The organism is Stenotrophomonas sp. EMP41, assembly GCF_047495535.1.
In the GTDB taxonomy this organism is placed as follows: domain Bacteria; phylum Pseudomonadota; class Gammaproteobacteria; order Xanthomonadales; family Xanthomonadaceae; genus Stenotrophomonas; species Stenotrophomonas sepilia.
In genome coordinates this window covers 1,651,739-1,677,616 of sequence record NZ_CP179923.1, presented here as the reverse complement: position 1 = coordinate 1,677,616, position 25,878 = coordinate 1,651,739, and the positions used below count along the sequence as shown (strand labels likewise).

Annotated in this window: 26 protein-coding genes; 25 read left to right on the top strand and 1 reads right to left on the bottom strand. The window is 68.2% G+C overall.

The genetic code is table 11. The features are described from left to right. Nucleotides 1-2 precede the first annotated feature (2 nt). From fliG to ACMGRF_RS07570, 13 genes are all read left to right on the top strand, one after another. Complete coding sequence (gene fliG / locus ACMGRF_RS07630; RefSeq protein ID WP_024958226.1) at nucleotides 3-989, top strand: flagellar motor switch protein FliG; 987 nt, start codon at nucleotides 3-5, stop codon at nucleotides 987-989. Next, nucleotides 986-1,627 (top strand): FliH/SctL family protein, encoded by a 642-nt coding sequence (locus ACMGRF_RS07625; protein ID WP_049438661.1) that lies wholly within the window; start codon nucleotides 986-988, stop codon nucleotides 1,625-1,627. The genes fliG and ACMGRF_RS07625 overlap by 4 nt, the downstream gene beginning before the upstream one ends. Beyond that, nucleotides 1,624-3,009 (top strand): FliI/YscN family ATPase, encoded by a 1,386-nt coding sequence (locus ACMGRF_RS07620; RefSeq protein WP_049412897.1) that lies wholly within the window; start codon nucleotides 1,624-1,626, stop codon nucleotides 3,007-3,009. The genes ACMGRF_RS07625 and ACMGRF_RS07620 overlap by 4 nt, the downstream gene beginning before the upstream one ends. 3 nt (nucleotides 3,010-3,012) lie before the next feature. After that, complete coding sequence (fliJ, locus tag ACMGRF_RS07615) at nucleotides 3,013-3,480, top strand: flagellar export protein FliJ (RefSeq protein WP_005416437.1); 468 nt, start codon at nucleotides 3,013-3,015, stop codon at nucleotides 3,478-3,480. After that, nucleotides 3,480-4,649: a flagellar hook-length control protein FliK gene (locus tag ACMGRF_RS07610; protein WP_111191038.1), complete on the top strand. Its 1,170-nt coding sequence runs from the start codon at nucleotides 3,480-3,482 to the stop codon at nucleotides 4,647-4,649. The genes fliJ and ACMGRF_RS07610 overlap by 1 nt, the downstream gene beginning before the upstream one ends. A 128-nt stretch (nucleotides 4,650-4,777) precedes the next feature. Continuing rightward, nucleotides 4,778-5,293 carry a flagellar basal body-associated protein FliL gene (gene fliL / locus ACMGRF_RS07605; protein WP_005416435.1) on the top strand — a complete coding sequence of 172 codons (516 nt, stop codon included), beginning with the start codon at nucleotides 4,778-4,780 and terminating at the stop codon, nucleotides 5,291-5,293. Between the two features lie 10 nt (nucleotides 5,294-5,303). Further along, a complete protein-coding gene (fliM, locus tag ACMGRF_RS07600; RefSeq protein WP_414485780.1) occupies nucleotides 5,304-6,308 on the top strand; it encodes a flagellar motor switch protein FliM in 1,005 nt (334 codons plus the stop codon). Beyond that, nucleotides 6,305-6,640: a flagellar motor switch protein FliN gene (fliN, locus tag ACMGRF_RS07595; protein WP_049438659.1), complete on the top strand. Its 336-nt coding sequence runs from the start codon at nucleotides 6,305-6,307 to the stop codon at nucleotides 6,638-6,640. The genes fliM and fliN overlap by 4 nt, the downstream gene beginning before the upstream one ends. A 17-nt stretch (nucleotides 6,641-6,657) precedes the next feature. Then, nucleotides 6,658-7,056 carry a flagellar biosynthetic protein FliO gene (fliO, locus tag ACMGRF_RS07590; protein ID WP_180878818.1) on the top strand — a complete coding sequence of 133 codons (399 nt, stop codon included), beginning with the start codon at nucleotides 6,658-6,660 and terminating at the stop codon, nucleotides 7,054-7,056. 1 nt (nucleotide 7,057) lies between these two features. Further along, nucleotides 7,058-7,837 (top strand): flagellar type III secretion system pore protein FliP, encoded by a 780-nt coding sequence (fliP, locus tag ACMGRF_RS07585; protein ID WP_049412891.1) that lies wholly within the window; start codon nucleotides 7,058-7,060, stop codon nucleotides 7,835-7,837. Between the two features lie 66 nt (nucleotides 7,838-7,903). Continuing rightward, nucleotides 7,904-8,173, top strand: a complete 270-nt coding sequence (locus ACMGRF_RS07580) for a flagellar biosynthetic protein FliQ (protein ID WP_414485779.1) — start codon at nucleotides 7,904-7,906, stop codon at nucleotides 8,171-8,173. Nucleotides 8,174-8,186: 13 nt separating this feature from the next. Next, complete coding sequence (fliR, locus tag ACMGRF_RS07575; protein ID WP_049412889.1) at nucleotides 8,187-8,978, top strand: flagellar biosynthetic protein FliR; 792 nt, start codon at nucleotides 8,187-8,189, stop codon at nucleotides 8,976-8,978. 280 nt (nucleotides 8,979-9,258) lie between these two features. After that, the gene (locus tag ACMGRF_RS07570) at nucleotides 9,259-11,394 is read left to right on the top strand and encodes a putative bifunctional diguanylate cyclase/phosphodiesterase (RefSeq protein ID WP_111096374.1); all 2,136 of its coding nucleotides are present in this window, start codon (nucleotides 9,259-9,261) and stop codon (nucleotides 11,392-11,394) included. A gap of 292 nt (nucleotides 11,395-11,686) precedes the next feature. Here the strand turns inward: ACMGRF_RS07570 and ACMGRF_RS07565 are convergent, their stop codons facing one another. Further along, nucleotides 11,687-12,094, bottom strand: a complete 408-nt coding sequence (locus tag ACMGRF_RS07565; protein ID WP_262223308.1) for a hypothetical protein — start codon at nucleotides 12,092-12,094, stop codon at nucleotides 11,687-11,689. Nucleotides 12,095-12,300: 206 nt separating this feature from the next. On the opposite strand from ACMGRF_RS07565, the gene flhB reads away from it, so the two are divergent. From flhB to ACMGRF_RS07505, 12 genes are all read left to right on the top strand, one after another. After that, entirely contained in the window at nucleotides 12,301-13,431 is a 1,131-nt protein-coding gene (flhB, locus tag ACMGRF_RS07560; protein ID WP_099487700.1) for a flagellar biosynthesis protein FlhB, read from the top strand. A gap of 44 nt (nucleotides 13,432-13,475) precedes the next feature. Continuing rightward, nucleotides 13,476-15,536, top strand: a complete 2,061-nt coding sequence (flhA, locus tag ACMGRF_RS07555; RefSeq protein WP_181452413.1) for a flagellar biosynthesis protein FlhA — start codon at nucleotides 13,476-13,478, stop codon at nucleotides 15,534-15,536. A 145-nt stretch (nucleotides 15,537-15,681) separates the two neighbouring features. Then, nucleotides 15,682-17,304, top strand: a complete 1,623-nt coding sequence (gene flhF / locus ACMGRF_RS07550) for a flagellar biosynthesis protein FlhF (protein ID WP_099496151.1) — start codon at nucleotides 15,682-15,684, stop codon at nucleotides 17,302-17,304. Next, nucleotides 17,291-18,178, top strand: coding sequence for a MinD/ParA family protein (locus tag ACMGRF_RS07545; protein ID WP_005416424.1), 888 nt, complete (start codon nucleotides 17,291-17,293; stop codon nucleotides 18,176-18,178). Before flhF ends, ACMGRF_RS07545 begins: the two co-directional genes overlap by 14 nt. Continuing rightward, nucleotides 18,175-18,918, top strand: coding sequence for an RNA polymerase sigma factor FliA (locus tag ACMGRF_RS07540; protein WP_049413365.1), 744 nt, complete (start codon nucleotides 18,175-18,177; stop codon nucleotides 18,916-18,918). Before ACMGRF_RS07545 ends, ACMGRF_RS07540 begins: the two co-directional genes overlap by 4 nt. 57 nt (nucleotides 18,919-18,975) lie before the next feature. Then, complete coding sequence (gene cheY / locus ACMGRF_RS07535) at nucleotides 18,976-19,368, top strand: chemotaxis response regulator CheY (RefSeq protein ID WP_005413247.1); 393 nt, start codon at nucleotides 18,976-18,978, stop codon at nucleotides 19,366-19,368. After that, nucleotides 19,368-19,973 (top strand): protein phosphatase CheZ, encoded by a 606-nt coding sequence (locus ACMGRF_RS07530; RefSeq protein ID WP_414485778.1) that lies wholly within the window; start codon nucleotides 19,368-19,370, stop codon nucleotides 19,971-19,973. The genes cheY and ACMGRF_RS07530 overlap by 1 nt, the downstream gene beginning before the upstream one ends. 2 nt (nucleotides 19,974-19,975) lie before the next feature. Beyond that, nucleotides 19,976-21,817 (top strand): chemotaxis protein CheA, encoded by a 1,842-nt coding sequence (locus tag ACMGRF_RS07525; RefSeq protein WP_099496150.1) that lies wholly within the window; start codon nucleotides 19,976-19,978, stop codon nucleotides 21,815-21,817. Between the two features lie 101 nt (nucleotides 21,818-21,918). Continuing rightward, the gene (locus tag ACMGRF_RS07520; RefSeq protein WP_005409527.1) at nucleotides 21,919-22,659 is read left to right on the top strand and encodes a flagellar motor protein; all 741 of its coding nucleotides are present in this window, start codon (nucleotides 21,919-21,921) and stop codon (nucleotides 22,657-22,659) included. Between the two features lies 1 nt (nucleotide 22,660). Further along, nucleotides 22,661-23,677 (top strand): flagellar motor protein MotD, encoded by a 1,017-nt coding sequence (gene motD / locus ACMGRF_RS07515; protein ID WP_049435163.1) that lies wholly within the window; start codon nucleotides 22,661-22,663, stop codon nucleotides 23,675-23,677. A 4-nt stretch (nucleotides 23,678-23,681) separates the two neighbouring features. Beyond that, nucleotides 23,682-24,464: a ParA family protein gene (locus ACMGRF_RS07510; protein ID WP_049416925.1), complete on the top strand. Its 783-nt coding sequence runs from the start codon at nucleotides 23,682-23,684 to the stop codon at nucleotides 24,462-24,464. Then, a complete protein-coding gene (locus ACMGRF_RS07505) occupies nucleotides 24,461-25,726 on the top strand; it encodes a chemotaxis protein CheW (RefSeq protein ID WP_099487688.1) in 1,266 nt (421 codons plus the stop codon). Before ACMGRF_RS07510 ends, ACMGRF_RS07505 begins: the two co-directional genes overlap by 4 nt. Nucleotides 25,727-25,878 lie beyond the last annotated feature (152 nt).

Here is a 25,878-nt window from a genome sequence, read left to right as displayed (position 1 = left end):
AACTGACCGGTGTACAGCGCGCGGCCGTGCTGCTGCTTTCGCTGGGTGAGCTGGATGCGGCCGAAGTGCTGCGCCACATGGAACCCAAGGAGGTGCAGAAGATCGGCATCGCCATGGCCACCATGACCGACATCACCCGCGAGCAGGTGGAACGGGTGATGGACCAGTTCGGCCAGGAGCTGGGCTCGAAGACCTCGCTGGGCGTGGGCTCGGACGACTACATCCGCAACATGCTGGTGCAGGCGCTGGGCAGCGAGAAGGCCGGCAACCTGATCGACCGCATCCTGCTCGGCCGCAACACCACCGGCCTGGACGCGCTGAAGTGGATGGACCCGCGTGCGGTGGCCGACCTGGTGCGCAACGAGCACCCGCAGATCATCGCCATCGTGATGGCGCACCTGGAAACCGACCAGGCCGCCGACGCGCTGAAGCTGCTGCCGGACCGCACCCGTGTGGATGTGCTGCTGCGCATCGCCACCCTCGACGGTATTCCTCCGAACGCGCTCAATGAACTCAACGAGATCATGGAGCGCCAGTTCGCCGGCAACCAGAACCTGAAGTCGTCGAACATCGGCGGCGTGCAGTGCGCGGCCAACATCCTGAACTTCATGGACAGCGGCCAGGACCAGGCGATCCTGGGCGAGATCGCGCGCATCGATGCGCCGTTGAGCAACCGCATCCAGGACCTGATGTTCGTGTTCGACGACCTGGTCGACCTGGACGATCGCGAGATGCAGCTGGTGCTGCGCGAGGTGAGCGGCGAGCGCCTGGGCCTGGCCCTGCGCGGCGCCGACATCAAGGTGCGCGACAAGATCACCCGCAACATGTCGCAGCGCGCGGCCGAAATCCTGCTCGAAGACATGGAGGCCCGCGGTCCGGTGCGCCTGTCCGACGTGGAAGGCGCGCAACGTGAGATCCTGGCCATCGTCAAGCGCATGGCCGATGAAGGCACCGTCACCATCGGTGGCAGCGCGGAGGCCATGCTGTGAGCAACGTCGTGCGCTGGCTTGCCCCGGACCTGCTGGCCCAGCCCGAACCGGTGCCGGATCAGGAGGATGCGTTCGAACTCACCGAGCCGGATCCGGAACACGAACCGGAGCCGCCGCTGCAGCTGCCGACCCTTGAAGAGATCCAGGCGATCCAGGACAGCGCCGAGAAGGAAGGGTTCGAACAGGGCCATGCCGACGGCTACGGCCAGGGCCAGGCCGAAGTACGTCGCCTCGCCGCGCAGATCGAAGGGATCCTGGACAACTTCAGCCGGCCGCTGGTGCGGCTGGAGAACGAAGTGGTCGGCGCCCTCGGCGAGCTGGCGGTACGCATCGCCGGCGCGCTGGTCGGCCGTGCCTACGAAGCCGAGCCGGCACTGCTGGCACAGCTGGTCGGCGAAGCGATCGACGCCGTGGGCGGCAGCACCCGCGAGGTGGAAGTGCGGCTGCATCCGGATGACATCGCCGCGCTTGCCCCGCTGCTGAACCTGTCACCGGCGCAGCGCCTGGTACCGGATACCAGCCTCAGCCGTGGCGACCTGCGCGTGCACGCCGAAGCCGTGCGCATCGACGGCACCCTGGAAGCCCGCCTGCGCGGTGCGCTGGATGCGGTGATCCGCCAGACCGGAGCGACGGCATGAGCGTTGGACCGCAAACCACTCCGCCGCCGGCCGACTGGGCCGTGGCCCGCAACCTGCGCCTGGCCCGGCGCCTGGATGGCCTGCGCGTGGACACCGCGCATGGTCGTGGCCTGATCCGCGAGGGCGTGCTGCGCCGTGCGGTCGGGCTGACCCTGGAAGCGGTCGGCTGCGAGGCGCCGCTGGGGGCCAGCTGCAAGGTGGAAGTGGTCGACGGCGGCTGGGTCGACGCCGAAGTGGTCGGCTTCGCCGGCGAACGCACCTACCTGATGCCCAGCGCCGAACTGCATGGCCTGCTGCCCAACGCCCGGGTGGTGCCATCGGCGCGCCGGGGCGGCGTGGAAGTGGGCGAAGGCCTGCTCGGCCGCGTCATCGACAGCGACGGCGTGCCGCTGGACGGCAAGGGCCCGATCCGCGCCGAAGGCCATGTCGGCATGGCCGGCGTGTCGATCAATCCGCTGGCGCGTGAACCGATCACCCAGCCGCTGGACGTGGGCGTGCGCGCGATCAACGCGCTGCTGCCGATCGGCCGCGGCCAGCGCGTCGGCCTGTTCGCCGGCTCCGGCGTCGGCAAGTCGACGCTGCTGGGCATGATGACCCGCTACACCGCCGCCGACGTGATCGTGGTCGGCCTGATCGGTGAACGCGGCCGCGAAGTGCGCGATTTCGTCGAGACCACGCTGGGCGAGGAAGGCCTGCGCCGCGCCGTGGTGGTCGCCAGCCCCGCCGACCGGCCGCCGCTGGCGCGACTGCATGGTGCCTACCGCGCCACCGCCATTGCCGAGTGGTTCCGCGACCAGGGCCTGAACGTGCTGCTGCTGATGGACTCGCTGACCCGCTTCGCCCAGGCGCAGCGCGAGATCGGCCTGTCGGTCGGCGAACCGCCGACCACCCGCGGCTACCCGCCGTCGGTGTTCGCCAAGCTGCCGGCACTGGTCGAACGCGCCGGCAATGGCGCCAAGGGCCGTGGCTCGATCACCGCGTTCTACACCGTGCTGACCGAAGGCGATGATCCGCAGGATCCGATCGCCGACGCCGCGCGCGCGATCCTCGATGGCCACATCCTGCTCTCGCGCCGCGTGGCCGACAGCGGGCTGTACCCGGCCATCGACGTCGAATCGTCGGTCAGCCGCGTGGTCACGGAAATCGCGGACGAACCGTGGCGCCTGCGCATCCGCAAGTTGAAGCGACTGGTCTCGGCCTACTCGGCCAACCGGGACCTGATCGCGATCGGTGCTTACCAGCGCGGCAACGACGCGGCCACCGACGAAGCCCTGGAACGCTGGCCGGAAATCATGGAGTTCCTCGGCCAGGACGTTGCCAAGGCCGCAGATCTCCCGCACAGCCAGGCGGCGCTGCAGCGCCTGGTGGAACAAGAGAGTTAAGCCATGAACCAGTCCAAGCGCATCGATCCCCTGCTCAAGCGGGCCCAGGAACACGAGGACGCGGTCGCCCGCGACCTGGCCGAACGCCAGCGCGTGCTCGACACCCATCTCTCGCGACTGGACGAACTGCGCCGCTATGCCGAGGAATACGCCAATGCCCAGATGGCGGCGACCAGCCCGGCACAGTTGCTCAACCGCCGCGCCTTCCTCGATCGACTGGACAGCGCGGTCGAGCAGCAGCAGGCCACGGTGAATGGCAACCGCGAAAAAGTGGAGGCCGAGCGCGCACGCCTGATCCTGGCCAGCCGTGACAAGGCGGTGCTGGAGCAGCTGGCCGCCAGCTACCGGGCGCAGGAAAAGGTGGTGACCGACCGCCGCGACCAGCGCGAGATGGACGACATTGGCGCACGGCGTGCACGCCTGGTGCAGGCCGAAGACCAGGACGGCGCCGAGCAGGGAGGCCGCTCGTGATGCCCGCCCCGCTGGCCAGCAGCGCCAACACGGCCACGCCCGCCACCAGCAACAGTGCCGCACGCGCCTCGCGCAGCGAAGGCGGAAAGGACTTCAGCCAGCTGCTGCAGAGCGGCGCCCCGTCTGCACCCACGCCAGCCGGCAGCGCCACGACACCGATGCCATCCACGCCGAGCCAACCATCGACCGCCGACAGCAATGGCCAGGCACCGGATGAACGCAACGCGGACGCCGAAGCGGCAACCGCTGAAACGCCGTCGCTGCCGCCCGTTGCCGTGACCCCGGCTGGACCCGGCACCGAAAAGGACAAGCCCGCCACGACCGAGGACGCCCCGTGGCCACCGCCGGGCCTGGCCGGCCTGGTGCTGGCGATGCCGATGCCTGCCGATCCGGCCGCTGCGCTGCCGACCACCGCTGCACCGGCGCTGGCCAGTGACGACAGCGCGCTGCCTGCTGCTGCCCCCGCCACGAACCCGACACTGCCTGCAGCCGCGCCGGCAGCGGCAACCGCAGCCCCAGTGGCGGCCGACGGCAAACCGGCTGCGACCAGCCCGGAGGATGCCACCGCGCTGCCACTGCCGGAGATGATCCTGCCCGGCAAGCGCAGCGAGCGCGGCGAAGGCAGTGACGTGGCCGTCGTTGGCGACCGCGCAGGTACACCGTTGCTGCACGCACCGGCAGCGGCCGCCGTGCAGGACCTCAAGGCCGCACTCGCCACCGGCAACGCGATCTTCAATGGCGAACCGACGCCGAAACCCGTGCTGGGTGACGATGGCTTCGACCAGGCCATCGGCGCACGGCTGGGCTGGCTGGCCGACCAGAAGATCGGCCACGCCCACATCCGCCTGAGCCCGGACGACATGGGCCCGGTCGACGTACGTCTGCAGTTGAACGGCGACAAGGTGCATGCCAGTTTCAGCAGCCCGCACGTGGACGTTCGGCAAGCGCTGGAAAGCAGCCTGCCGCGCCTGCGCGAGCTGCTGGGCGAACAGGGCTTCCAGCTGGCCCACGCCGATGTCGGCCACCAGGCACCGGGCGGTGACGGCAATGCGCCGGGCCAGCCCGGTGGCAGCGGCATCATCGGCGACGGAGAACCGACGCCGGGCGAGGCCAGTGTGTCGTCGGCGCAGTTGATCCGCCAGCGCGGACTGCTGGACGCCTACGCCTGACAGCCGTGCCGACCAAGGTCGGCACCTACCGGCACAGGTACCCGACGGAATTCCGTCGCATCCCGCTGCCCGGCCTTCGGCACACCGCTTGCATATCCCGGTGAAGCAACCCTCAGGAGCTTCACCCCGTGGCCGCAGCCGCTGACAAAACCAAGAAGACCGCCGAGAAGGACAAGGCCGCCAAGCCGCGTAGTCCGATCCTGATCACCGCGCTGGTGGCCGTACTGGCCGCCGCTGCTGCCGGTGGCGGTGTGTGGTTCTTCACCCAGTCCAAGCACGAAGAGAAGACCGCACAGGCGCCGAAGAAGAGCGCGACCCCAGCCCCGGCACAGTACTTCGCGCTGGATCCGGCCTTCGTGGTCAACCTCAATGGCCCGGTCGACGGCCCGCGTTACCTGCAGCTGGAGGTTCAGCTGATGACCCGCGACCCGGCCGCGCTGGAAGCGATCAAGACCCACGCCCCGGCCATCCGTGCGCGCCTGCTGATGCTGTTCTCGCAGGTCAGCCCGGACCAGATCGCCGATGTCGCCGGCAAGCAGAAGCTGCAGGCCGCCTCGTTGGCCGAAGTGCAGAAGGTGCTCAAGGCCGAGACCGGCAGCAACGGCGCCGACGATCTGCTGTTCACCAGTTTCGTGACCCAGTAAGGGCCCACCGATGAATGATCTGCTGTCCCAGGACGAGATCGATGCCCTGCTCCACGGCGTGGACAGTGGCGCGGTCGAGACCGATGCGGAACCCCCGTCAGGCGAAGCGCGCTCGTACGACTTCGCCAGCCAGGACCGCATCATCCGAGGTCGCATGCCGACCCTGGAAATGGTCCACGAGCGCTTCGCGCGCCTGTGGCGGATCGGCCTGTTCAACCTGATCCGCCGCTCGGCCGAACTGTCGGTGCGCGGCATCGAGCTGATCAAGTTCAACGACTACATGCACTCGCTGTATGTACCGACCAACCTGAACCTGATCCGCTTCAAGCCGCTGCGCGGTACCGGCCTGATCGTGTTCGAGCCGACCCTGGTGTTCGCCATCGTCGACAATTTCTTCGGCGGCGACGGTCGCTACCCCACCCGCATCGAGGGCCGCGAGTTCACGGCTACTGAAATGCGGGTGATCCACCTGCTGTTGAAGCAGACCTTCGCCGATCTGCGCGAAGCGTGGGCACCGGTGATGGATGTCGACTTCGAGTACATCAACTCGGAGATCAACCCGCATTTCGCCAACATCGTGACCCCGCGCGAGTACGTGGTGGTGTGCCGCCTGCACGTCGAGCTCGACGGTGGCGGCGGCGACATCCACGTCACCCTGCCCTACTCGATGCTGGAACCGATCCGCGAACTGCTCGACGCCGGCATCCAGAGCGACCGCAACGACCGCGACGAGAGCTGGGGCAAGACCCTGCGCGAGCAGCTCAACATCGCCGAAGTCACCCTGTCCAGCGTACTGGCCAGCAAGCGCATGACCCTGCGCGACCTGACCCGGCTGAGGGTCGGCGACATCCTGCCGATCGAGCTGAGCCCGCAGGTGCCGCTGTGCGTGGAGAACATCCCCGTGTTCACCGGCGAGTTCGGCATCGCCAACGGCATGAACGCCGTGAAGATCACCGCTACCCATCCGCCGGGCACCCGCCCGCGCGTACCCGTCATCCAGGAAGACCCGCAATGAACGATATCGACGCCCTCGAACCGACCCCGGCCCAGTTCAGCAGCCTGCAGGCCGATGAGGCGGATGGTCCGGACCTGAACCTGGACGTGATCCTCGATGTGCCGGTGACCCTGTCGCTGGAAGTCGGTCGTGCCCGCCTGCCGATCCGCAACCTGCTGCAGCTCAACCAGGGGTCGGTGGTGGAACTGGAGCGCGGTGCAGGCGAATCGCTGGACGTGTTCGTCAATGGCACCCTGATCGCCCACGGCGAAGTGGTGGTGATCAATGACCGCTTCGGCGTGCGCCTGACCGACGTGGTCAGCCCCAGCGAGCGTATCCGGAGACTGCGTTGAGCCTGCTGGCCTCCACCCTGCTGGCGGTCGGCAAGGCCGCCGCGCCGATCGGCCCGCAGGTCGGCCAGCATGCGGCCGCCGCACCCAGCCTGTTCGGTGCGGTGCTGGCGCTGCTGGCGGTGCTGGCACTGGTGATCGGCCTGGGCTGGCTGCTCAAGCGCATGCCTGGCAGCGGCTTCCGCCCGGCCGAAGGCATGAAGGTGGTGGCCAGCCTGAATGTCGGTGCCAAGGAACGCGTGGTGGTGGTGGAGGTCAACGGCCAGCAGCTGCTGCTGGGCGTCACCGCCGGCGGCATCAACACCCTGCACACCCTGCCCGAACCGCTTCCGCCACCGGCGCCGGTGCGCGTGCCGGACTTCAAGAATCTCCCGAATTTCGCCCAGCTGCTGCAGCAGCGGCTGCGCAAGGACCCCTGACATGCGTGTCACCCGTACCCGTCTCGCCACCCTGATGCCGTGGCTGCTGTTGCTTGCCCTGTGCCTGTTGCCGGCGCTGGCGTTCGCCGCACCCGGTGCTCCGGCCACCCCTCTGCCGGACGTCAACGTCGGCAAGATCGGCGGTGCGCCGGTCAGCCTGCCGCTGCAGACCCTGCTGCTGATGACCGCGATCACCCTGATCCCGTCGATGCTGCTGGTGCTGACCTCGTTCACCCGCATCATCATCGTGCTGGGCCTGCTGCGCCAGGCGCTGGGCACCGGTCAGACGCCGTCCAACCAGGTGCTGCTGGGCCTGGCCCTGTTCCTGACCGCGATGGTGATGATGCCGACCTGGGACAAGGCGTGGAGCGCGGGCATGGCGCCCTACCTCAACGGCGACATCGACTTCCAGACCGCATGGACGCTGACCACGCAGCCACTGCGCGGGTTCATGCTGGCGCAGATCCGCGAGACCGACCTGATGACCTTTGCGGGCATCGCCGGGCATGGCACCTACGCCAGCCCCGACGCGATCCCGTTCCCGGTGCTGGTCGCTTCGTTCGTCACCAGTGAACTGAAGACCGCCTTCGAGATCGGATTCCTGATCTTCATCCCGTTCGTGATCATCGACCTGGTCGTTGCCAGCGTGCTGATGTCGATGGGCATGATGATGCTGTCGCCGATGCTGGTCTCGGCACCGTTCAAGATCCTGCTGTTCGTGCTGGTCGATGGCTGGGTGCTGACCGTGGGTACGTTGGCGGCCAGCTTCAATCCCGCGTGACGCGATCCGGCGCGATTGAAAGACAGTCGAGCATGGCTCGACTCTATATAAGAAGGTGGAACCCGAATGTCTCCCGAACTTGCCTTGACCGAACTGCGTGGCGGCCTGATCACCGTGCTGTGGGTGGCCGGCCCGCTGCTGCTCACCGTACTGGTGGTGGGCGTGGTGGTTGGTGTCGTGCAGGCCGCGACCCAGCTCAATGAACCGACGATCGCCTTCGTCGCCAAGGCGGCAGCGCTGACAGCAGTGCTGTTCGCGCTGGGCAGCCTGCTGATCGGCCAGCTGGTTGAATTCACCACGCTGCTGTTCCAGCGCATTCCGCACCTGATCGGCTAGGACACGCGCTTCGATGGATGCCGCGACACAGATGGCGGCCGACGGCCTGCAGGCCTTCGGCATGATCGGTACCGTGCTGTGGACCATGCTGCGCATCGGCGCGGTAGCCATGGCCATGCCCATGGTCGGGACCCGCGCGGTGCCGTCGCGGGTGCGCGTGGTACTGGCCGGCACCCTGGCCATTGCACTGGCGCCGCTGCTGCCCCCGGTACCGGACTGGACCGGCTTCGACGCGGCTACGGTGCTGACCATCGCGCGCGAACTGGCCATCGGCGTGTCCATCGGTTTCATGCTGCGGCTGGTATTCGAAGCCGGTGCGATGGCCGGCGAACTGATCGCGCAAGGCACCGGCCTGGCCTTCGCGCAGATGAGCGATCCGCTGCGCGGTGGCACCTCCGGTGTGATCGGACAGTGGTTCTACCTGCTGTTCGGGCTGCTCTTCTTCACCGCCAACGGCCACCTGGCGTTGATCTCGCTGCTGGTGGACAGCTATCGCGCGCTGCCGATCGGCGCCCCGCTGCCAGATCCACATGCCTTCTTCAGCATCGCCCCGACCTTCCTGCTGACTGTGCTGCGCGGCGCGCTGAGCCTGGCCATTCCGCTGACCGTGGCGATGTTGGCGGTGAATCTGGCCTTCGGTGTACTGGCGCGTGCCGCCCCTGCGCTGAACCCGATTCAGCTGGGCCTGCCGGTTTCGCTGCTGCTGGGCCTGTTTCTGCTGGCGCTGCTGGCCGGGGAAATGGGGCCGCCGGTACAGCGCCTGTTCGACGCCGCCTTCCAGGCCGCGGACGCGGTCACACGCTGACCCGGTCATCACGTTCTACTACTTGCCATGCATTTGTTTCTGTAGATCCGAGCCCATGCTCGGCTGCCTTCGGCAGGAGTGGCAGCCGAACATAGGATCTCGGCTCTACAGGGGCGCAATTTCACGGATTGCCGCTTGAAGTCCCCCCCGGTCTGCGCGTTAGAGTGAATGCGCGGCAACCGGGGGGATGCCGCACCTGGCGGACGCCCGTTCGCGTCGGCCTGCCTCATGCATGCCCCACCGTGGTTTCCGTCGACAGGCAGGTCCGGGAGACTGACGAATGCTGGTAGGCACGTACAACCCGTGGCTGGTGGCGATCTCGCTGGTGGTTGCCGTGATGGCGTCGTACACGGCGCTGGCCATGGCCGGGCGCACGGTCACCGCCCCGGGCAGGGCAGCCGCCTGGTGGTGGCGCCTGGGGGGCGGATTCGCCATGGGCCTGGGCATCTGGTCGATGCACTTCATCGGCATGCTGGCCTTCGATCTGCCCATTGCACTGGGCTACGACCTTCCCATCACCCTGCTCTCGCTGGCCCTGGCGATCGCCTCGTCGGTGTTCGCACTGTGGCTGGTCTCGCTGCGCACCCTGCCCCATCCGCGATTGGCCGGCGGTGCCCTGCTGATGGGCACCGGCATTGCCGGCATGCACTACGTCGGCATGGCGGCGATGCGCATGCAGCCCGGGATCGACTACGACCCGGGCTGGCTGCTGCTCTCCCTGGTGGTGGCGGTGGCCGCGTCGTGGACCGCGCTGTACGTGGCCTTCCGCCTGCGCGCGCAGCGCACCCGCGTCGGTGACCGGTTGGCGGCCGCCGGCCTGCTTGGCCTGGCCATCGTCGGCATGCACTACACCGGCATGGCGGCCGCGCGTTTCCCGGAAGGCAGCATCTGCGGCGCGGCGGTGGGTGATGGCCTGCAGAGCGGGTGGCTGGCGATGCTGGTGGTGGTGCTGACGGTTGCGATCCTGGCGGTAGTGCTGGTGGTCTCGTGGCTGGACCAGCGGGTGGAGGCGCAGCTGCTGCGGCTGCGCAACTCGATGCTGAGCACCTCGTTGACCGATGCCCAGCAGGAACTGACTCAGGCCGCGCTGCACGATCCGCTGACCCGCCTGCCCAACCGCCTGCTGCTGCAGCGGCGTATCGTGCAGGCGCTGGCCGAAGCCGAACAGGGCGGCAGCCGCTTCGCGGTGATGTTCATGGACCTGGACGGCTTCAAGCAGGTCAACGATGCCTACGGCCATCAGGCCGGCGACGCACTGCTGGTGGCGGTGGCCGAGCGTACCCGCCAGCTGCTCCGGCCCAACGATATGCTGGCCCGTCTGGGCGGCGACGAATTCGTGCTGGTGGTGCGCATCGAGCACGACGAGGACCTGCCCACCCTCGCCCGGCGCATCCTGCAGGCGGTGGGCAGCGGCCCGCTGCTGCCGGACAACGAACTGCAGGTGACTGCCAGCATCGGCGTGGCCATCTGCCCCGACCACGCTGCCAGCGAGCGCCAGCTGATGGCCTTCGCCGACGCGGCGATGTACCAGGCCAAGGAATCCGGACGCAACGCCTTCGTGCTGTTCGCCGACTGGATGAACGACAGTGCCGAGCAGCAGTTCCGGCTGCTGGCCGACCTGCGCCGTGCGATCGGCAGCGAGCAGCTGTTCCTGCACTATCAGCCGAAGATCCGCGTGGCCACCCAGAAGGTGGCCGGTGCCGAAGCGCTGATCCGCTGGAAGCACCCGGAGCACGGGCTGATCCCACCGGACCGCTTCATCCGCCTGGCCGAACGCAGCGGCGCGATCAACGAGATCGGTCGCTGGGCACTGGACCAGGCCTGCCAGCAGCTGCGGCGCTGGCGCGACGCCGGGCATGAAGGCTGGTCGATGTCGGTGAACCTGTCGCCGGTGCAGTTCAGTTCGCCGCACCTGCTGCAGGATGTGCGTGAAGTGATCGAACGCTACGACATTGCCCCGCGCCACCTGGTGCTGGAGATCACCGAAAGCACGGTCATGCGCGATACCGATGCCAGCCTTCGCCTGCTGCAGGCCCTGTCGGCGCTGGGCGTGGGCATCTCCATCGATGATTTCGGAACCGGCTATTCCAGCCTGCTGTACCTGAAGCGGCTGCCGGCCACGGAGATCAAGATCGACCACGCGTTCGTGCGTGACCTGGAACACAGTGCGGAGGACGTGGTGATCGTCTCGGCGATCGTGGCGCTGGGCCATGCACTGGACATGGACATCGTCGCCGAGGGCGTGGAAACCGCCGCGCAGCGCGCCTACCTGGAGCGCCTGGGCTGCGACTTCCTGCAGGGGTACCTGCTCGGCCGCCCGGTCGACGCGGCGCGCTTCATGCAGCTGCATGACCTGCCCCGGCCGCGGATCGAGCTGAGCACCGGCTTCAAAGCGCCCGAAGGTGGGGGACGCTGAATCCACCTGGCGATGCAACAGGTGATGGCCTGCTGAGAAGCGCTCGGCGCACCGACCTGATGGTCGGAGGGTGCGTTGGTTGTCTGCAAGAGTTCTGGACTCTTCTGCAGAAATACGCAATTCACGGTAACGTCGACGTTGCCATTTGCGTCATCCCTGGAGCGGCCAGGTCGAACGCTGACGCGCCGGCAAGCCATCCAGCTTCATCTTGGGGATGCTTCCTCCTGCCGGTCACCCGATGCTCAACGAGCCTTGGCCTCCCATGCCGTTGTCGCAAGCAAGATCGTCCGCTTCAGCAGGGAGGGGTAATCCTCGAGTTGTCGGAGACGGCAAACGCGACTGACTGCAACCGCTGGCAAAGTGTTGAAAGCAGGGCCATGAACTCAGAATTGGCCGCCTCAGACCATGCTCGACCGAATCGAAGAGTAAGGTGTATGGAGCTCACCGGGTCTCCATTCAGAGCGGACTCGAGCGAGTAGCGCTCACCATCCGAGAATGCACCTTGGACACATCCGGGGAACACCAACTCCAATGATGCGATTATGGCCTGGGGACATCCGATGTCCTGCACAGCCTCAACATTGGAGAGGTCTTTTTCACCGAGGTCTTCCAGCTTCAAAACGACTATGTCAAAGCTCATTGCTGCGATATCCCATCCTGCAACCCATTCAGCACCGCCCTTCTCTCTGCGTCTTGGCATCATGCCTCATGTAGCTGCTAGCTGCTCCCTGTACAGCAGCAGTTGAACGATCTTCCTCGCCCTCTGGATGCGATAGCGCGGCAGCGCATACAGCACTGCGAACGCCAGAATGAGCAGGAGCAGACACACAGTGCTGCCGTTCGCGGCTGACGGATAACGGCACGGTTCTTGCACGCCCTCCGGCAACCCCTGCCGCAGTGCACGTGATGTCCGAGAACGAATCCGCCGGCGAAAAGACCGAACAACCCACCGAAAAACGCCTGCGCGATGCCCGCGAGCAGGGCAACCTGCCGCGCTCGCGCGAACTCGGCACCGCCGCCGTGTTCGGCGCCGGCGTGCTGGCGGTGATGGCCATGAGCGGCTCGATCGGACGCGGCGCCAGCGCCTGGATGAAGCAGGCGCTCAGCCCCGAGCAGACCCTGCGGCAGAACCCGAAGGAACTGTTCGGCCACTTCGGCGACCTGCTGCTGCAGTTCCTGCTGGTGATCGCACCGCTGGTGCTGGTCTGCCTGCTGGCCAGCTTCGTCGCCCCGCTGGTGATGGGCGGCCTGCGCTGGTCGCAGAAGGCGTTGCTGCCCGACATCAACCGCATGAACCCGATGAGCGGGCTCAAGCGCCTGTACGGCCCGGAGGCCATTGCCGAGTTCACCAAATCGCTGCTGCGCGTGGCCTTCGTCGGCGTCGCCGCCGGGCTGGTGGTCTGGACCGGCTTTGACACCCTGCGCGGGCTGATCCACCACCCGCTGGAGGCGGCCATCACCGACGGCCTCGGCTTCACCCTGCGGCTGCTGCTGGCCACCGCCGGCGCGATGCTGGTGCTGGCCGCCATCGACGCGCCGTACCAGCGCTGGAACTGGATGCGCAAGCTGAAGATGACCCGTGAAGAGCTGCGCCGGGAAATGAAGGAAAGCGAAGGCAGCCCCGAGGTGAAGGGCCGCATCCGCCAGCTGCAGCAGCAGATGGCCAACCGCCGGATGATGGAAGCGGTGCCCACGGCGGACGTGGTGGTGGTCAACCCCACCCACTACGCGGTGGCCCTGAAGTACGAGGGCGGCGCCATGAACGCCCCTACCGTGGTCGCGCTGGGCGTGGACGAGACCGCCCTGCGCATCCGTGAAGTGGCCGACGGCAACAAGGTCGCGATCGTCTCCGCCCCGCCTTTGGCACGCGCCTTGTATCGGGAAGGCCAACTCGGAAAGGAAATCCCCGTGAGACTGTATTCGGCCGTCGCCCAGGTCCTGTCCTACGTCTACCAGTTGCGCGCCTGGCGCACTGGCCCGATGCCGGACGCCCCGCACATCCAGGTGGATGAATTCGGCAAGGGAGGCCGCCCGTGAGCGCCCAGCCCGCCACCGGCTTCAACACCCGCCGCGCCCTGGAAATGATCCGCCAGGGCCTTGGCGCGCCGCTGATCGTGCTGGCCCTGCTGGCCATGGTCGTGGTGCCGCTGGCCGCGCCGGTGCTCGATGCGCTGTTCACCTTCAACATCGCCATCTCGCTGATGGTGCTGCTGGCGGTGGTCTACGTGAAGCGCCCGCTGGACTTCACCATCTTCCCGATCGTGCTGCTGATCACCACCATGCTGCGGCTGGCGCTGAACGTGGCCTCCACCCGCGTGATCCTGCTGAACGGCCAGAACGGCCACGATGCCGCGGGCAAGGTCATCGCCGCCTTCGGTGAATTCGTGATCGGCGGCAACTACGCGGTCGGCATCGTGGTATTCGCGATCCTGACCATCATCAACTTCGTGGTGATCACCAAGGGCGCCGGCCGCGTCTCGGAAGTGACCGCGCGCTTCATCCTGGACGCGATGCCCGGCAAGCAGATGGCGATCGACGCCGACCTCAACGCCGGTTTGCTGACGCGCGAGGAAGCCAAGCTGCGCCGCGAGGAAGTGCGTGAGGAAGCCGACTTCTACGGTGCGATGGACGGCGCCAGCAAGTTCATCCGCGGCGATGCCATCGCCGGCATCCTGATCCTGTTCATCAACATGCTCGGCGGCCTGGCCGTGGGCGTGCTGCAGCATGGCATGCCGTTCGGCGACGCCGCCGCCACCTACACCCTGCTGTCGATCGGTGACGGCCTGGTGGCGCAGCTGCCGGCCCTGCTGGTCTCCAGCGCCGTGGCCATGCTGGTCACCCGCGCCTCGCGTTCGCAGGACATGGCCCAGGCCATGACCGGCCAGGTGTTCGGCCAGTACCGCGCGCTGGCGATCACCGCCGGCATCATCGGCGTGGTCGGCCTGGTGCCGGGCATGCCCAACGTCGCTTTCCTGACGCTGGCCGCGATCCTCGGCTTCATCGCCTGGAAGCTGTACCGCAAGGGCAAGGCGCCGGCTGCCGATGCGGCAGGCGGTGGCACCGATGCCGCCGCGCTCACTGCGCTCGGGCGCCCAGCCGCCGCAGCCCCCACTGCCGAGCTGAGCTGGGACGAACTGCGCCCGGTCGATCCGCTGGGCCTGGAGGTCGGCTATCGGCTGATTCCGCTGGTGGACAGCAACCAGGGCGGCGAACTGATGGCGCGCATCAAGGGCGTGCGCCGCAAGCTGACCCAGGATGTCGGCTTCCTGATTCCCTCGGTGCACATCCGCGACAACCTGGAACTGCCGGCCAACGGCTACCGCGTGCTGGTGCATGGCGTGCCGGTGGCCACCGCCGAAATCCATCCGGATCGCGAGCTGGCACTGGACCCGGGCAGCGCGCTGGGCACCCTAGAGGGCATCGCCGGCAAGGACCCCGCGTTCGGCCTGGATGCCACCTGGATCCAGCCGCACCAGCGCGCCCAGGCCGAAACGCTGGGCTACACGGTGGTCGACCCGGCCACCGTGGTCGCCACCCATCTGTCGCACCTGATCCGCGAACATGCTCCCGAGCTGCTCGGCCATGAGGAAGTGCAGCACCTGCTGGCCAACCTGGCCAAGAGCGCGCCCAAGCTCGTCGAAGATCTGACGCCGAAGGCGCTGCCGCTGTCGGCGGTGGTGCGCGTGCTGCAGAACCTGCTGGTCGAGCGCATTCCGATCCGCCAGCTGCGCAAGATCGCCGAGGCACTGGTCGAACATGCGCCCAGCAGCCAGGACCCGGCGGTGCTGACCGCCGCGGTGCGCACCGCGCTGGGCCGCTTCATCGTGCAGGAGATCGCCGGAATGTCGGCGGAGCTGCCGGTGTTCACCCTCAACCCGCAATTGGAACGTGTCTTGCAGGAGTCCACGCAGGGCAACGGCGCCGCGCTGGAACCCGGACTCGCTGAGCGACTGCACCAGAGCCTGGCCGAATGTGTCAGCAAGCAGGAAGCCCGCAACGAGCCCGCGGTCGTGCTGGTACCTGGCCCGGTGCGCGCCGCGCTGGCCCGCCTGGTCCGCCACAGCGTTCCGTCGCTGTCGGTCCTGGCCTACAGCGAGGTGCCGGAGGACAAGCGCCTGAAGCTGGTCGGAACGATCAGCTGACGCCGCCCGCCGATGCGCCAGAAAACAGACACCACTTTCGAACCAACGCAACAGACAGACACCAAGGGGAACCCGCACCGTGCAGACCACCGACCACCCGAGTTCCCCGACCGCCACCCCGCCGTCTTCGCCTCGTGACCACAGCATGAAAATCAAACGATTCGTCGCCGCCGACATGCGCTCGGCCATGAACCTGGTGCGCAAGGAGCATGGTCCTGACGCCGTGATCCTGTCCAACCGCCGGATCGAGGAAGGCATCGAGATCGTCGCCGCCGCCAACTACGACGAGAGCGCCGTGCAGCGCGCACTGGAAGCCTCGCGCCGTGACGTTGCACCGCCGCCGGCACCCAAGCCGCGCACCGCCGCCGACGCGGTGATCGCCGCCGTCACCCGCCGCCGCAGCAGCACCCCGGCACCGGAACCGGTTGCCGCCACCACCTCGGCGGTGGCCGCCCTCGCCCGTGCGGCAGTGGGCGCTACCGGCCGCACCCTGGACAGCGCCGACGAGATCGTGCCGACCCGCGGCAGCACCGGCTTCGCCGCCACGCTGGCACGCGCCGCCGTCAATGAACCGGCACTGCCGGACCCGATCTTCGCCCCGTTCGCCGAGGCCATCGTTGCACCGGCACCGGCCGTCGCCGCGCCGGCCAACCGCGCCCGTTTCCAGATCGATCCGCCGCACCAGGCACATCACGAAAGCGTGGCGCCGGCGGTGCAGCCGCCGCCGCTGCCGACCGCAGCCCTGTCCGAAACGCAGCCGGAGGTCGCCGCCAGCGAACCGGCGTTGACCGATGCCATTGCCGAATCCGCGCCGACGCCCATGCTCGCCCCAGCCCCGGTGCTGACCGTGGTCGCCCAGGACGACGCCGAGATCCGCCAGCTGCGCCAGGAAGTGGCCGGCATGCGCCAGGTCATCGAGCGCGAAATGAACCGCTTCACCGACGAGCGCCTGCGCGGCTGCCCGGTGCGCGCCACCGCGCTGGACCTGATGGACGAGTACGGATTCGATGCTGGCCTGGCCCGCGACGTCGCCATGCAGATTCCGCTGGAGACCGAGGCGCACCGAGGCCGCGGTCTGATGCTGGGGCTGATCTCGCGCAAGCTGCCGATCGCCCCGGTCGACCCGCTGGAGGAAGGCGGCGTTATCGCACTGGTGGGCCCGACCGGCGCCGGCAAGACGACCACCATCGCCAAGCTGGCCTCGCGGTTCGCCGAGAAGCACGCGCCGCGTGACGTCGCCCTGGTCACCACCGACACCACCCGCATCGGCGCCCGCGAGCAGCTGTATGGCTACGGCCGGCAGCTCGGCATCGCCGTGCACGAGGCCAACAGCGGCACCGACCTGGACCAGCTGCTGGAACGTCTGAAGGACTACAAGCTGGTGCTGATCGACACCGCCGGCCTGGGCCCGCGCGACCGCGCCCTGGCCGCCCAGCTGCAGTGGCTGCGCGCCGCGCGCCAGGTCCGCACCCTGCTGGTGCTGCCGGCCAACACCAGCTTCGGCGACATGGACGAGGTGGTCCGCCGCTTCGGTGCCGCCAACCTGCAGGGCCTGGTGCTGAGCAAGCTGGACGAAACCGGCCGCTTCGGCAACGCGCTGTCGGTGGCCGTCGACCACGCCCTGCCGATCACCTGGGTGACCGACGGCCAGGACGTTCCGGACGACCTGCACCGGGCCAGTGCGGCCAATCTCGTACTTCGCCTTGAAGATTTGCGCCGAGCGGCCGATATGCCCTGCAACCCGGAGTTGAACCATGCCGTCGCGTGAGTACGCCAAGCTGACCAAGACCTTCCCGCTGTCGGCCACCCGCAGCGAGCCGCTCGGCCCTGTGCGCACCATCGCCGTGACCGGCGGCAAGGGCGGCGTGGGCAAGACCAACGTGTCGGCCAACCTGGCCGTGGCGCTGGCCGGCATGGGCAAGCGCACGCTGCTGCTGGACGCCGACCTCGGCCTGGCCAACATCGACGTGATCCTGGGCTTGAACCCCACCTTCACGCTGGCCGACCTGGTTGCCGGCCGCTGCTCGCTGGACGACGTCATCGTCGAAGGCCCGAACGGCGTGCTGGTGGTCCCGGCCGCGTCCGGCCGCCGGCACATGGCCGAGCTGGCCCCGGCCGAGCACGTCGGCCTGGTCAACGTGTTCTCCGAGCTGGAACGCGAGCTGGACATCATGGTGGTGGACACCGCCGCGGGCATCACCGACGGCGTGCTGACCTTCTGCCAGGCCGCGCAGGACACCGTGGTGGTGGTCTGTGACGAGCCGGCGTCGATCACCGACGCCTACGCGCTGATCAAGGTGCTGTCGCGCGAACGGGGCGTGGACCGCATCCAGGTGGTGGCCAACATGGTGCGCGACCCCAACGAGGGCCGCGTGCTGTACGAGAAGCTGACCCGCGTCTGCGAGAAGTTCCTCGCCGATGTCTCGCTGAACTACCTGGGCTGCGTGCCGCAGGATGACTGGCTGCGCCTGTCGGTGCAGCGCCAGCAGCCGGTGGTAAAGGCCTACCCGTCCAGCCCGTCCGCACTGGCGATCACCGAGATCGCGCGCCGCACGGCCCGCTGGCAGGCGCCGACCGAACCACGTGGCGGCGTCGAGTTCTTCCTCGAACGCATCCTCAAGCAGCGCGGGGTGGCAGCATGAAAGGCGCGGCCCAATACAGGGAGGTCCAGCGCTCGGCGGCCAACGAGGTCATCGCCCAGCACTCGGACCTGGTGCGGCGCATCGCCCACCATCTGGCCGCGCGCCTGCCGGCCAGCGTCGAAGTCGACGACCTGATCCAGGCTGGCATGATGGGCCTGATCGAAGCGTCGCGCAGCTACGACGCCGACCAGGGCGCCTCGTTCGAGACCTACGCCTCGATCCGTATCCGTGGCTCGATGATCGACGAGATCCGCCGTGGCGACTGGGTGCCGCGCTCGGTGCACCGCCGCGCACGCGATGCTGCGGCCACCATCCGCCGCCTGGAACAGAGCAGCGGCCGCGCCGCCAGCGCCACCGAAGTGGCCGCCGCGATGGAGATGCCACTGCCCGAATACCTGCGCCTGATGGAAGACGCTGCGCGTGGCCAGGTGCTGAGCCTGGAGTCGCGCATCGAAGACCAGGGCGAGCTGGACACCGTCGCCCAGGGCGGCCCGACCCCGCAACAGGTGCTGGAGCGTGGCGAGTTCGGTCGCGAGCTGGGCAAGGCCATCGGCCACCTGCCCGAGCGCGAACAGCTGGTGCTCTCGCTCTATTACGAGCAGGAACTGAACCTGAAGGAGATCGGCGCGGTGCTCGGCGTGAGCGAGTCGCGGGTCTGCCAGATCCACGGCCAGGCCGTGCTGCGCCTGCGCGGCCGGCTGAAGGTATTCGAGGCCGTCGACGCCGGCCTCGAAGAATGAACATCCCCGAGGCAGCTGCCCCCGGCCGCCCGGAATGAACAACAAAGGAACTCTGCTTTGAACAAGAACATGCGCATCCTGATCGTCGACGACTTCTCGACCATGCGTCGCATCGTCAAGAACCTGCTGGGCGATCTGGGCTTCACCAACACCGCCGAAGCCGAGGACGGGCATGCCGCGCTGTCGCTGCTGCAGAGCCAGCCGTTCGATTTCGTGGTCACCGACTGGAACATGCCGGTGATGACCGGCATCGAGCTGCTCAAGGCGATCCGTGCCGATGCCAAGCTGAAGACCTTGCCGGTGCTGATGGTCACCGCCGAAGCCAAGCGCGAACAGATCATCGAAGCCGCCCAGAACGGCGTAAACGGCTACATCATCAAGCCGTTCACCGCGCAGACGCTGGAAGAGAAGCTCGGCAAGATCTTCGAACGCCTGGCGGCCAGCGCCTGATGGATACCACGGTCGACAAGAACGCCCTCGACCTGCGCCTGCAGGAAGCACTGGATGCACTGGAGTCCGGTGACGAAACCGCCTGGCGGCAACGCATCGACGGACTGGTCGCGCTGCGCACGCAGCCGATGATGAGCGGCCTCTCGCGGCTGGCCCGCGAGCTCGGGCAGGCCCTGGGTGAACTGCCGACCGTGCCCAGCGAGGCCGGCGAACTGGACGATGCCTGCGCACGCCTGGACCACGTGGTGGCGATGACCGAACAGGCGACGCACCGCACTCTGGACCTGGCCGAGGAATGCCGCAGCCTGACCGAACAGCTGCGCGCCGAAGGCCTGCAGCCGGGCCAGGATGCGCAGCTCGAGCGCATCCGCCACAACCTCACCGAGATCGCCCTGACCCAGAGCTACCAGGACCTGACCGGGCAGATCATCCGTCGCGTGGTCGGCATCGTCCGCCGCGTGCATGAGGGCTTCGGCGCGCTCGGCCTGCCGCCGGAACAGCATCGCACCGATCCGGATCTGGCCGGGCCGGCACTGAAGGGACTGGACCGCCACGCGGTCTCGCAGAACGACGCCGACGACCTGCTGTCGGACCTGGGGCTGTAAGCATGAGCGCGGTATCCGACGACATCACTGCCGATTTCATCATCGAGGCGCAGGAAATCCTGGATCGCCTGGGCGAACAGCTGGTGTCGCTGGAGCAGGCACCGCAGGACACCGAACAGCTCAACGCGGTGTTCCGGGGCTACCACACGCTCAAGGGCGGCGCCGGCTTCCTCGGCGTCACCGCCATGGTCGAGCTGTGCCACGCCGCCGAAGAAGCACTGGGCATCGCGCGCGCGGGCCAGGCCGTGCTGCAGGCCCATCACTTCGATGCCGCCCAGCAATCGCTGGACTACCTGCAGTCGATGCTGGACGCCGTGTCCTCCGGCACCGAGCCGGGTTATGCGCCGCCGGACCTGATCGCCCAGTTCGACATGCACGGAGGCGCCGCCGCGCCGGCCGCCCCGGCCACGGTAGCGGCGGCCGGTAGCGGCGACCTGATCACCGACGACGAATTCGAGGCCCTGCTCGACCAGCTGCACGGGGGTAACGCGCCGACCGCGGTGGCGCCGGCAAAGAAGGCTGATGACGGGCTGATCAGCGAAGACGAGTTCGAGGCCCTGCTCGACCAGCTGCACGGTGGCGCCGCACCCGGCGCCAGGCCCATCGCTGCGGTAGCGCCCGCACCGATCACGGCACCACGCCCACCGGCCGCGCCGACCGCACCGGCACCGGCGGCCAAGCCGGCCGCCAAGCCGTTGGCCGAAGCCGAACACACCGTGCGCGTGGACACCAAGCGCCTGGACGCGATCGTCAACCTGATCGGCGAACTGGTGCTGTCGCGCAACCGGCTCAAGACCCTGCGTGCCCGCCTGCGCGACGAGGAGCTGGACCGCGCCGTGTCCACCCTGGACATCGCCACCGCGCGCCTGCAGTCGGCGGTGATGCGCACCCGCATGCAGCCGGTGGGCAAGGTGTTCTCGCGCTTCCCCAAGGTCGCCCGCGACGTCGCCCGTTCGCTGAAGAAGGAAGTGGACCTGGAGCTGATCGGCGCCGAGACCGAGCTCGACCGCAACCTGGTCGAAGCGCTGGCCGACCCGCTGGTGCACCTGGTCCGCAACGCCATCGACCATGGCGTGGAAATGCCCGACCTGCGCGAAGCACAGGGCAAGCCGCGGATGGGCCACGTACGCCTGTCGGCACAGCAGGAAGGAGACTACGTCAGCATCGAAGTGCAGGACGATGGCGCCGGCATCGATCCGGAGAAGCTGCGCGCGAAGGCGCGTGAGAAGGGCCTGATCGATCCGGAAGCTGCCGCCCGCCTGAGCAGCGAGGAGTGCCTGCACCTGGTGTTCCTGCCCGGCTTCTCGACCAAGCAGCAGGTCACGGATATCTCCGGCCGCGGCGTTGGCATGGACGTGGTGCAGTCGCGCATCCGCGAACTCAGCGGGCAGATCCAGATCCAGTCGGAACTGGGCCGTGGCAGCCGCTTCCTGATCCGCGTGCCGCTCACCCTGGCGATCCTGCCGACCCTGCTGGTGCAGGCCGGCGAAGACGTCTATGCGCTGCCGCTGGCGCGCGTGATGGAAGTGCTGCACGCGCCTGGCACGTCACTGGGCTGGTTCGATGGCCGCGCCGTGCTCGACCGCCGTTCGCACACCCTGCCGCTGGTCGATCTCCGCCAATGGCTGGATGTGACGCCCGCCACGTCGACCCTGCTGACCATCGTCGTGCTGCAGGCCGGTGAAGCGCGCTTCGGCCTGGTCGTGGACCAGGTCCGCGGGCGTGAAGAAGTGGTCATCAAGCCATTGCCGAAGGCCCTGCGCGGCCTGCGCGGTTACGCCGGTGCAACCCTGATCGGCGATGGTCGCATGGCGCTGATCCTGGATGTGGACGGCCTGCGCTGACGCTCGCCGGGCCAGTCCCGGCGCCCCGAAAACTGTGACTACCGTCGTTACGCGATCTACCGGTGTCTCAAGTCCCATTCATACAAGCCGATACCGGATCCATGGATAGACTCAGCCTCATTGGACTCTTTCTCGCCCTGGCCTCGCTGGTCGGCGGCAGCATCCTCAAGGGCGCCGGCCTGGCGTCCCTGTGGTCGCCTGCGGCGTTCGTGATCGTCATCGTCGGCACCGTTGCCGCGATCCTGCTGCACACCTCGCCGGCGGTGTTCAAGCATGCGTTCAAGATCGTGCGCTGGGTCGTGCGCCCGCCGCACAGCGACCGCCGCGAGCTGATCCAGCAGATCGTCGAGTGGAGCAACATCGCCCGCCGCCAGGGCCTGCTGGGCCTGGAATCGCAGGTGGAAGCGCAGCAGGACCCGTTCCTGCGCAAGGGCCTGCAGCTGCTGGTGGACGGCGTCGAGCCCGAATCGATGCGGCACATGCTGGAGATCGAACTGGGCAGCCAGGAACACCAGGACCAGGCTGGCGCCAAGGTGTTCGAGGCGATGGGCATCTACGCCCCCACCCTTGGCATCATCGGCGCCGTGCTCGGCCTGATCGCGGTGATGAAGAACCTGGCTGACCCGAGCAAGCTCGGCCACGGCATCGCCGCCGCGTTCACCGCAACGATCTACGGCATCGCCTCGGCCAACCTGCTGTTCCTGCCGATCGCTGCCAAGCTCAAGAGCGTGATCTCGCACAACACGCGCGACCGCGAGATGGTCATCGAAGGCCTGATCTCGATCGCCCAGGGCGAAAACCCGCGCAACATCGAAACCAACCTCTCCGGCTTCCTGCACTGACATGGCCCGCCGCAAGCACCACGAAGAGCACGCCAACCACGAAGCATGGGCGATCCCCTATGCCGACCTGATGACGCTGCTGCTCGCCTTTTTCGTGGTCATGTACGCGATCTCCTCGGTGAACGAGGGCAAGTACCGGATCATGGCCGACGCGCTCACCGATGCCTTCGGTGGCGCACCGCGCACCATCAACCCGGTGCAGGTGGGCAACAAGCAGGTGCAGGGCGGCGGCTGGGACAGCCCCTCGGTGATCAAGTCCGGCACCAAGATCGGCCCGTCCGCGCCGGCACCTTCGCACGACCCGACGCTGCTGCCGTCGATGGCCTCGCAGATGCGCATGCCGGTGTCGGTGCACAACCAGGAGCAGATCGCGCGCGCCGAGCGCCAGCTCAACAGCATCGCCGACCGCCTCACCGCTGCATTGGCGCCGCTGATCGACCGCGGCATGATCAGCGTGCGCCGCACTGAACTGTGGATCGAAGTCGAGATCAACAGCGACATCCTGTTCCCCACCGGCTCGGCCGCGCTGGACGTGCATGCGCGGCAGACCCTGGCCAGCCTGGCCGAGGTGCTGCGCGACGTGCCCAACAGCGTGCGCGTGGAAGGCCACACCGACAACGTGCCGATCGCCACCGCCACTTTCCCGTCGAACTGGGAACTGTCGGCCGGGCGCGCCGCCAGCGTGGTGCACCTGTTCGCCGACCAGGGCGTGCAGCCGTCGCGGCTGGCGATGGTCGGCTATGGCCAGTTCCGCCCGCGCGAAGAGAACGACAGCGCGCAGGGCCGCAACCGCAACCGCCGGGTGATGGTCATCATCCTGGCCGACACGTCGCACTCGGTGGATCCGCTCGGCCAGCGCCTGAACGCAGCCACCGGCGCCACCGACAGCACCGTCACCGAACAGGCCGCCGCAACTCCGGCCAGCGCCCCCACCTCCCCCATCGCACCGGCGAAGTTGCCGCCGGTGCCGGCTGGCAGCCGCGTCGGCGCCGCCGTTCCCCCGGCAATGAAGGAGTAATCCGATGCGCATCTGGGCAGTCGCCAACCAGAAGGGCGGAGTCGGCAAGACCACCACCACCCTCGCCCTCGGCCGCGGCCTGGCCGCGCTCGGCCATCGCGTGCTGCTGATCGACCTCGATCCGCATGCCTCGCTCAGCCGCGCCTTCGGCGTGCCGGTGGACCCGCCGCCGGCCGGCGTGCTGGAGCTGTTCGGCACACCGCCGGCGGACCTGTCCAGCCTGTGCCATGCCAGCAACATCCAGGGCCTGGACTACGTCTGCGCACAGTCGGCGCTGGCCACGCTGGAACGCCGCAGCGCCAACCAGCCCGGCCTCGGCCTGGCCCTGCAGAACGCGCTGGCGCGCCATCAGGGCCAGCACGACTACATCCTGCTGGACTGTGCACCGACCCTCGGCCTGCTGATGATCAATGCGCTGGCCGCAGCCGACCGTCTCATCATTCCGACCCAGGCCGAGCCACTGGCCCTGCACGGCCTGGATGGCATGGTCCGCACCGGCGAGATGGTCGAGCGCTCGCGCCGCCGCCCGCTGCCGATCTCGATCCTGCCGACCCTGTTCGACCGCCGCACACGCGCCGGCAACGAATCGCTGCGCACCATGCAGGACCGTCATGGCAGCCGCGTGTGGGAAGACGCCATTCCGATCGACACCCGCATCAGCAACGCCGCCGGCCTGACCCTGCCAAGCGTTGGTGAGGACTACCCGGGCCGCGGCCTGGCCGCCTATCGTCGCGCCCTGAACTGGATCCTCGGCGAGGATGCCCGCGCCCTGGAGCAGGCCGCATGAACAGCACCGGCATCCTCGACGATTACCTGGACGAACTGCTGGGCGAAGCGATCGCTCCGGCGGCCGTCGTGCTGCCAACGCCGGACAGCGCCGCCCCGACCAAGGCCACCGAAGCCGCCGCCGAACGCGAACCCACCTGGGATGACCTGCCGGCCGAGGTGATCTACGAAACCGAAACCGAGACCGTTGCCGCTGCCCCTGCCGTGGACAATGCTGCACTGGAAGCCGCTTTCGATGCCGCGTCCGCGCCCGTCAGCGTGATCGATGCCGAACGCGAACCCACGTGGGACGACCTGCCCGCTGAAGTGGTCTACGAAACGGATGCCGTCGTCGCGGCCCCGGCCGAGGATGAGGCTGCACTGGAGGCCGCCTTCGAGGCCGCCGCGGCGCCGGCCAGCGCCGGGTCCACCGAACGCGAGCCGACCTGGGATGACCTGCCCGACGAGGTCATCCACGAAACCGCGCCGACACCCGCTGCGGCCGCTGCGAACACCGGCCCGGAACCCACCTGGGACGATCTGCCGGACGAAGTGATCTACGAGACCGACCCTGCGGACAGCCATCGTCTCGCCCACACCGACAGCCCCGGCCTGCAGGCCGCCTTCGAGGCGGCCGCTGGTGGCGAAGACGTGCCTGCGCCGCCGCCCGCCGTGGTCGCAGCGCCGGTGGCACCCCCGGCGGCACATCCTGCAACGGCCCCGGCCGCACGCGCAGCCACACCGCCGCCGCGCGTCGCGGTCGATGTACCCGCAGGCAACCGCCCCGGCACCTGGCAGGAGCTGCAGGCGCAGGCCCACCAACCGGCCCGCAGCCCGCATCCGCAGAACCGGCGCGCCGGCGAGCGCACCTCGCGCTGGCTGCGCCTGCGTTGCGGCACCCAGGCCTATGCGCTGGAACTGCTGAAGGTGCAGGAAGTGGTGCTGCCGGTGCCCCTGCTGCCGCTGCGTGGCACTGCAGCGGCCATGCTCGGCATCATGAACCTGCGCGGCCAGGTGGTACCGGTGATGGATCTCGGCCTGCACCTGGGCGCCGCAGCCGCCGAAGACGACTCACAGACCCGCATCGTGGTCCTGGAGGAGGACGGCGAGACCATCGGCCTGCGCGTGTCGGCGGTGGAAGATGTCGCCAACCTCACCGATTCGCAGATCGAACCCCCCGACACCGCGCGCATCTGCCAGATCTCAAACGACCTGTTCCGTGGCGTGGCCCGGGTCAGCCAGCGCCCGATGATCCTGCTGGACGCCACCCGGCTGTTGAGCTGAACCCCAAAAAAAGGGGACGGAGGGGATTAAGTCGCAAGTGGCTCGGCGCTTTGCGCCGAAGCGGTGCCTGTCGGGGACGCAATGAGCTCCGTTGGATCAACACCCTACGTCCCCACTGCGCGGTCGCCGTTGCCGAGGGGACTGCAGTAGAG

Bases quoted from the DNA above. Each gene is read 5' to 3' on its own strand.
- ACMGRF_RS07610 (WP_111191038.1), top strand. From the start codon at position 3,480: ATGCCCGCCCCGCTGGCCAGCAGCGCCAACACGGCCACGCCCGCCACC.
- ACMGRF_RS07505 (WP_099487688.1), top strand. From the start codon at position 24,461: ATGAACAGCACCGGCATCCTCGACGATTACCTGGACGAACTGCTGGGC.
- ACMGRF_RS07620 (WP_049412897.1), top strand. From the start codon at position 1,624: ATGAGCGTTGGACCGCAAACCACTCCGCCGCCGGCCGACTGGGCCGTG.
- flhF (WP_099496151.1), top strand. From the start codon at position 15,682: ATGAAAATCAAACGATTCGTCGCCGCCGACATGCGCTCGGCCATGAAC.
- flhA (WP_181452413.1), top strand. From the start codon at position 13,476: ATGATCCGCCAGGGCCTTGGCGCGCCGCTGATCGTGCTGGCCCTGCTG.
- ACMGRF_RS07565 (WP_262223308.1), bottom strand. From the start codon at position 12,094: ATGCCAAGACGCAGAGAGAAGGGCGGTGCTGAATGGGTTGCAGGATGG.
- motD (WP_049435163.1), top strand. From the start codon at position 22,661: ATGGCCCGCCGCAAGCACCACGAAGAGCACGCCAACCACGAAGCATGG.
- ACMGRF_RS07530 (WP_414485778.1), top strand. From the start codon at position 19,368: ATGGATACCACGGTCGACAAGAACGCCCTCGACCTGCGCCTGCAGGAA.
- ACMGRF_RS07570 (WP_111096374.1), top strand. From the start codon at position 9,259: ATGCTGGTAGGCACGTACAACCCGTGGCTGGTGGCGATCTCGCTGGTG.
- ACMGRF_RS07540 (WP_049413365.1), top strand. From the start codon at position 18,175: ATGAAAGGCGCGGCCCAATACAGGGAGGTCCAGCGCTCGGCGGCCAAC.
- fliR (WP_049412889.1), top strand. From the start codon at position 8,187: ATGGATGCCGCGACACAGATGGCGGCCGACGGCCTGCAGGCCTTCGGC.
- ACMGRF_RS07545 (WP_005416424.1), top strand. From the start codon at position 17,291: ATGCCGTCGCGTGAGTACGCCAAGCTGACCAAGACCTTCCCGCTGTCG.
- ACMGRF_RS07510 (WP_049416925.1), top strand. From the start codon at position 23,682: ATGCGCATCTGGGCAGTCGCCAACCAGAAGGGCGGAGTCGGCAAGACC.
- ACMGRF_RS07580 (WP_414485779.1), top strand. From the start codon at position 7,904: ATGTCTCCCGAACTTGCCTTGACCGAACTGCGTGGCGGCCTGATCACC.
- ACMGRF_RS07520 (WP_005409527.1), top strand. From the start codon at position 21,919: ATGGATAGACTCAGCCTCATTGGACTCTTTCTCGCCCTGGCCTCGCTG.
- fliP (WP_049412891.1), top strand. From the start codon at position 7,058: ATGCGTGTCACCCGTACCCGTCTCGCCACCCTGATGCCGTGGCTGCTG.
- fliM (WP_414485780.1), top strand. From the start codon at position 5,304: ATGAATGATCTGCTGTCCCAGGACGAGATCGATGCCCTGCTCCACGGC.
- ACMGRF_RS07525 (WP_099496150.1), top strand. From the start codon at position 19,976: ATGAGCGCGGTATCCGACGACATCACTGCCGATTTCATCATCGAGGCG.
- flhB (WP_099487700.1), top strand. From the start codon at position 12,301: ATGTCCGAGAACGAATCCGCCGGCGAAAAGACCGAACAACCCACCGAA.
- fliJ (WP_005416437.1), top strand. From the start codon at position 3,013: ATGAACCAGTCCAAGCGCATCGATCCCCTGCTCAAGCGGGCCCAGGAA.
- fliN (WP_049438659.1), top strand. From the start codon at position 6,305: ATGAACGATATCGACGCCCTCGAACCGACCCCGGCCCAGTTCAGCAGC.